This window comes from Agromyces humi (genome assembly GCF_009720255.1).
GTDB classification, from domain to species: Bacteria; Actinomycetota; Actinomycetes; order Actinomycetales; family Microbacteriaceae; genus Agromyces; species Agromyces humi.
Genome location: NZ_WJSP02000223.1, coordinates 1 through 6080, shown reverse-complemented (window position 1 = coordinate 6080; position 6080 = coordinate 1). Strand labels below are relative to the sequence as shown.

Genomic DNA, 6080 nt, shown 5'->3' with positions numbered 1-6080 from the left:
GTCGCCCTGCTCGGCCTCGGCGCCGCACTGCGCATGCGCCGACTCCCGCGCGCCGCGGGTCGCTCGCGCACCTGACCCTACGCCTCGGCTGCGATGCGACGGTCCCCGCGGGTCGCAGGCACGACGATGCGTGCCACCTGTTCGAGCCGCGGGTGCAGCTCGTCGCCGTGCTCCACCACGCCGGTGTGCCAGCTCATGACGAGGCCATCGGCCGTGTCCTCCAGCAGCGCCAGGTTGTTGTCGAACCACGGACCCTTCGCGGTGCTCCACTGGAACGGCGGGTCCGGCACCTTCGCCGATCGCGCCGCCGCGGCACCGATCGGCGTCGCCACGCCGTACGACATCACGACCGCGAACCACCGCAGGAACCGTGGGAGCGGGTTCCGCACCGGCGAGCACACCGCCTGCACGATGCGGCCGCCGTCGTCGCGCTCCACCTCGGCGAGGTACGAGTAGTGGACGTCACCCGACAGGAAGGTGATCGTCTGAGGCGCCGGGCCGCGCCTGCCGTCGGCGACCTCCGTCACGATCCGCGCGACCGCCTGGAAGCTGTTCTGGAATGCAGCCCAGTGCTCGAGGTCGACGGCCTGCCGCAGCCGTTCGCCGATCCACGCCGCCGGCCTGCCCCAGGCGCCTTGAGCGATCGCCTCGTCCCAGGCTTCGACGTTGTGCAGCCCCATCGGCAGGAGGAACGGCAGGGAGGTCGCCACGAGCACGTGCCGGAACCCCCCGCGGAGGTGGTCGTCGAGCCAGGCGAGCTCCTTCGCGTTCACCAGCCCTCGACGCGAGGGCGCGAGCTCGCGCGAGACCCTCGAGTCCACGACGACGAGCCGCACGTCGTCGAACTCCCTGCTGTAGCTCCACCGGTAGGTGTCCGGGTGCGTGTCGCACCGGTCGGCGAACTCGTCGAGCACGTCGGTGAGGTCGAGCTCCTCCTCGCTGTCGTGTGCGGTGATCCGTCGCCAGATCTCGTCGTCGGCCCGCTCGGCCGGTGAGAGGTTCCCGAGGTGCTGGTACACCCAGTAGGCGGCCAGTCCCGCGACGATGCGACCCCGCCACCATGAGGTGGCCTCCATCTTCTTCTTCCAGTCCAGCGAGGCGTTCCAGTCGTCGCGGATGTCGTGGTCGTCGAAGATCATGGCGCTCGGGAGGCAGGAGAGCAGCCATCGGTTCGCCTCGTCAGACCACGCCAGCTGGTAGAGGTGCGCGTACTCCTCGTAGTCCTTGAGCTCGCGACCAGGTTCCTCGTGGATGTCGCGTCGTGCCCTGATGAAGTCCTGCATCTCCGCCGACGTGGAGTCCGCGTAGACCTGGTCGCCGAGGAACAGCAGCAGGTCGGGGCGCTCCGCCCGCCCCTCGGCCACCGCCAGCGCGAAGGCGCGCAGCGAGTCGACCCCGTGCGTTCGGTTGCCCGAGCGATCGTGGGGAACGCTCGTGCGGCAGGACCCGTAGGCCATCCGCAGTGGACGGCCGGGCGTGCGCGTCGAGATCACGGGCGCTGGGAACTCCGACCCGGGCTCGGGGCAGACGACGGTCTCGTCGATCCGCACCTCGTACGGCAGCTCCGAGGCGGCATCGAGACCGTCGACCTCGACGAGGGCGTAATGATGCCCGTGCACCGCGAAGGTGCGGGCATGCCACGACCGCCCGCCGGCGGCCACGCTCACCCGGCAGGCCGCGCGCGTCTCCACCCAGATGCTGGCGGACGTCGCATCGACGTAGCGCAGCATCGGGCCGAGGAGCAGCGGCGACGAGGCCATCCCACTGTTCTACCGTCTCGGACCGATGCTGACCACGGGTTGCGCTGCGCACATGGCGGATGCCGCGAGCCCCCGCTCGCGGCATCCGTTCTCCCAGCCCGTTCGGGTCGAGCTGGTCGCCTACCCCTTCGTGGATCCGGCCAGCAGGCCGCGCACGAAGTAGCGCTGCAGGCTGAAGAACACGATGAGCGGGATGACGATCGAGATGAAGGCGGCCGCGGTGAGGAGCTGCCAGTCCTGTCCGCGTGTTCCGGTGAGCTCCGCCAATCGTTGGGTGAGCGGCGCGACGTCCTGGGTGCCGCCCGAGAAGATCAGCGCGACGAGCAGGTCGTTCCACACCCAGATGAACTGGAAGATCGCGAACGACGCGATCGCGGGAACGGCCAGCGGGAGCACGATGCGGAAGAAGATCTGCCCGTGCGTCGCACCGTCGACCCGCGCCGCCTCGATCACGTCGGCCGGGATCTCCGAGATGAAGTTGTGCAGCAGGAAGATCGCGAGCGGCAGCGCGAACATCGAGTGCGCGAGCCACAACGGCAGGTAGTTCTGCTCGGGGATGATCGGGATGACGTCGTGCAGCCAGGCCTGCATCGGGCGCAGCACCGTCGAGAAGATCTGCAGGAGCGGCACGAGGGCCATCTGCAGTGGGATGATCTGCAACGCGAAGATGATGATGAAGAGCACGCCGACGCCGCGGAACCGCATCCAGGCGAACGCGTACGCCGCCATCGACGCGAACACGAGGGGGATGAGCGTGGCGAGCAACGCGATCGCGATCGAGTTGACGATGTACGAGCCGAGCTGCGGCGACGATGCCGACGACGAGAACAACACGTTCTGGTAGTTCTCGAGGGTGAACCCCGGGTTCGAGAAGATCGTCCACCACCCGGTGGTGCGAATGAGCTCAGCCGGTCGGAACGACGAGATGAAGAGGCCGAACGTGGGGATGGTCCACAGCACCGCGATGATGAGCGACGCGATGGTGGCCGTGCGCGACGTGAGGCGCTTCTTCACCCGCATCGTCTTGGGCACGTCGTACTCGCGCTGCTCGACCTCCTCGAGGGTGCCGAGGTTCTTGCCGACGGGAAGATCGGCCGGGGCGACGCTGCTCATCGGATCTCCCTCTGCTTGCGGAGCACATTGACGTTGTAGATGACGATCGGCAGCACCAGCACGAAGAGGATGAGGGCGAGCGCCGAGCCGCGCCCGATCTCACTCGCGCGGAACGCCTGGGTGTACATCTCGTTGGCCACGATGCTCGTGTTGAAGTTTCCGGCCGTCATGGTGCGCACGATGTCGAAGACCTTCAGGGTGGCGATCGAGATCGTCGTGAGGACGACCACAAGTGCACCCCGGATGCCCGGGATCGTGACGTTCGTGAATCGCTGCCACGCGTTCGTGCCGTCGAGCTGCGCCGCCTCGATCTGCTCCGTGGCGATGCCCTTGATGGCGGCGCTGAGCACCACCATCGCGAATCCGGTCTGCACCCAGATCATCACCACGATGAGGAGGATCGTGTTGATCGGGTCCGTCTGCAGCCACTGCACGGGTTCACCGCCGAACGCGACCACGATGGCGTTGAGGAGGCCGATCTGCTCGCGGTCGCCCGAGCGGTACTCGTAGACGAACTTCCAGATCACGCTCGCGCCGACGAACGAGATGGCGATCGGCATGAAGAGGACCGACTTGTAGTATCGCTCGCCGCGGGACCGATCGATGAAGACGGCGTAGGCGAGACCGACGGCCGTCGCGAACGTGGGCACGAGCAGCACCCAGATCACGGTGTTGATCAGCGTGCGGATGGCGGCCGGCTGGGTGAAGGTCCAGACGAAGTTGTCGAACGTCCAGTCCCCCGACGAGTCCTGGAACGCCAGGATGCTCGTGCGGATGGCCGGATAGACGAGGCCGATCGCGACGAAGATGAGCGCCGGTGCGAGGAACCCCGCCAGTTGCCAGTAATCTCTGCCCTTCTTCGGGGCCTTGTCGATGAAGAAGATGAGGAGGCCGACGACCGCGGCGAACACCGCGAGCCCCATCACCACCTGCAGGATCTTGCCGAGGAGATCGGCCGTGGTCATCGTGCCTCCCGGTTCGTCGTTGAAGCTGGGGTGCCGAGGGGCGGGGTTCTCCAACCCCGCCCCTCGATCATGCGCCTTGCCCGCGGTGCGCCGGGCGCGGCGCGCGGACGATCAGCTGGACGGCCAGGTCGACTCGATGGTGTCGAGCACCTGCTGGGTGCTGTCGCCACCGACCCAGGCCACGATGCCCTTCCAGAAGGAGTCGGCGCCCACGGCACCGGGCATCAGGTCGGATCCGTCGAACCGGAAGGTCGTCTCGGGGTCCTGGAGGATCTCGATGGACTGCACCAGCAGCTCGCTCGACGCGTTCTCGGGGTCGACGCCCTTGTTCGCGCTGATGACGCCGCCGAGGCTGACGCGGTTGTTCGCCCAGGTGTCGCTCGAGAGGTAGGCGCGGAACGCCTCGACCTCGTCGGCCTCGCGGAAGGCCACCACGATCTCGCCACCGCCGGTGACCGACAGCGGGTCGTCGGCGTTGGCCGGCGGGAGCAGGAAGCCGAACACGTCGCCGTCGGAGGCGACCTTCACCTCGTCACCGCCCTCGGGGTTCCAGAAGGTCTCGTAGAACGAGGCCTGGTGGTGCAGCGAGCACTCGCCGTCGAGGATGGGGAGGCCGGCCGTCTGGAACGCCTCGGTGACCTGCGTGGACACGTCGCCGATGCCGCCGTTGACCATGTCCTCGCTCTTCAGGTACTGCCCGACCGCGTCGAACGCGTCGGCGACCTGCGGGTCGTTGAAGGGGATCTCGTGGGTCACCCACTGGTCGTAGGCGTCGGCGCCGTTGAGGCGCAGCATGTAGTCCTCGACCCAGTCGGTGCCCGGCCAGCCGGTGGCCTCACCGGACTCGAGTCCCACGCACCACGGCTTGTGGTCGCCGTCGGCCGCGATCTGGTCGGAGAGGTCCTTGAGCTCGTCGAGGGTCTTCGGGATCTCGTACCCCTTCTCCTCGAACTCCGCCGGTGAATACCAGACGTAGCCCTTGATGCTGGCCATGAGGGGCGCCCCGTAGAAGGTGTCCTCGTACGTGCCGTACGCCTTCCAGTCGGGCGACCAGAACTCGTCGGCGTTGGCCTCGACTTCCTCGGATGCCGGGATGAGCCAGCCGCCCGCCGCGAGGCGGTTCATCAGGCCGGGCTGCGGCACGAAGCCGACGTCGGGGGCGTTGCCACCCTCGGCGAGCACCGCGATCTGGGCCTCGAACTCGCTCGAGCCCTGGTACTCCACGGAGATGCCGGTGCAGGTCTCGAAGTCGGCCCACGACTCGTTCAGCCGGTCGGCCTCGAGGTCGAGGATGGTGCCGGCGGCCGTCACCTCTGCGCCGTCGAACGTGCCGTACTGCTCGTAGGGCCCGCAGTCGACGTCGGCCGCATCTTGCTCGGCGGCGTCTCCTGTACAGCCCGTCAGGGCGAGCGCGACCGCGGCAGCGCCCACGACGGGGGCCAGCCAACGGCTATGCCGTGTGGATCTCATGTCTTCTCCTCGTTGAGTGTGATGCAGGCGAAGCCGGAACCGGTTCCAGCCTCCACGGTAGGACAACCCGCGATTCCTGACAACCCGCGAGAGGTCACGGTTCGGACACCGATCGAATTTCGCTGCCACCGTTGAGGGAGAGCGCTCCCACCGCGGCGTTCCGCGGCGCGCTCGGATCGTCGACGCGTTCAGGAAACGGTTCCACATTCCGGAGCCCGGACACTACACTCGCAACGAAGCTGCCCGACGGAGGGAGGCGCGGATGGCCGCCATCGGCGATGTCGCGCGTCTCGCGGGCGTCTCGAAAGCCACCGCCTCGCGGGCCCTGTCGGGCCGGGGCTACGTCGCCGATCAGACGCGGGTCCGGGTCGAGGCCGCCGCCGCCGAGATCGGCTACATCGCCTCGCCCGACGCCGCGAGCCTCGTCACCGGACGCACCAAGAACGTCGGCGTGGTCATCCCTTTCGTCAATCGCTGGTTCTTCGGCGAGGTGCTCGAGGGCATCGAGCGCGCTCTCCTCGGTGCGGGCTACGACCTCACGCTCTACAACCTCTCGGACTGGGGTCCGGGCCGCGACCGGGTCTTCGACTTCTTCCTGGCGCGCAAGCGGGTCGACGCGGTGATCTGGTCTTCTACACGGCGAAGCCGGCGACGAGCTCATCCTCGGCGCCCACATGCTCGAGGTCTCGCCGTCGCTCACCACCGCGAAGCCGACGCTCGAGATCCACCCGCTCGGCATCGGCGGCAAGGAGGACCCCGTGCGCCTCGTCTT

At 68.0% G+C, this 6080-nt stretch carries 4 protein-coding genes and 2 pseudogenes; 2 read left to right on the top strand and 4 right to left on the bottom strand.

Annotation, left to right across the window (positions count from 1 at the left end; genetic code table 11):
• Positions 1–77 precede the first annotated feature (77 nt).
• The 4 genes from GH736_RS15390 to GH736_RS15375 all read right to left on the bottom strand — a co-directional run bounded on the left by GH736_RS15390 (position 78) and on the right by GH736_RS15375 (position 5308).
• Positions 78–1760: an alkaline phosphatase D family protein gene (locus GH736_RS15390; protein ID WP_159604889.1), complete on the bottom strand. Its 1683-nt coding sequence runs from the start codon at positions 1758–1760 to the stop codon at positions 78–80.
• 120 nt (positions 1761–1880) lie between these two features.
• Positions 1881–2873 (bottom strand): carbohydrate ABC transporter permease, encoded by a 993-nt coding sequence (locus GH736_RS15385; RefSeq protein ID WP_159604887.1) that lies wholly within the window; start codon positions 2871–2873, stop codon positions 1881–1883.
• On the bottom strand, positions 2870–3838 hold the full coding sequence (locus GH736_RS15380; RefSeq protein WP_159604885.1) for a carbohydrate ABC transporter permease: 969 nt from the start codon (positions 3836–3838) through the stop codon (positions 2870–2872). Before GH736_RS15380 ends, GH736_RS15385 begins: the two co-directional genes overlap by 4 nt.
• A 111-nt stretch (positions 3839–3949) precedes the next feature.
• Positions 3950–5308, bottom strand: coding sequence for an ABC transporter substrate-binding protein (locus tag GH736_RS15375; protein WP_159604883.1), 1359 nt, complete (start codon positions 5306–5308; stop codon positions 3950–3952).
• A gap of 262 nt (positions 5309–5570) precedes the next feature.
• Between GH736_RS15375 and GH736_RS15370 the strand changes: the two are divergent.
• Together GH736_RS15370 and GH736_RS25760 are read left to right on the top strand one after the other, a co-directional pair.
• Positions 5571–5933: pseudogene (locus tag GH736_RS15370) on the top strand (LacI family DNA-binding transcriptional regulator); the annotation flags it as partial.
• Positions 5934–5952: 19 nt separating this feature from the next.
• Positions 5953–6080: pseudogene (locus GH736_RS25760) on the top strand (hypothetical protein); the annotation flags it as partial.

Bases quoted from the DNA above. Each gene is read 5' to 3' on its own strand.
- GH736_RS15375 (WP_159604883.1), bottom strand. From the start codon at position 5,308: ATGAGATCCACACGGCATAGCCGTTGGCTGGCCCCCGTCGTGGGCGCT.
- GH736_RS15390 (WP_159604889.1), bottom strand. From the start codon at position 1,760: ATGGCCTCGTCGCCGCTGCTCCTCGGCCCGATGCTGCGCTACGTCGAT.
- GH736_RS15385 (WP_159604887.1), bottom strand. From the start codon at position 2,873: ATGAGCAGCGTCGCCCCGGCCGATCTTCCCGTCGGCAAGAACCTCGGC.
- GH736_RS15380 (WP_159604885.1), bottom strand. From the start codon at position 3,838: ATGACCACGGCCGATCTCCTCGGCAAGATCCTGCAGGTGGTGATGGGG.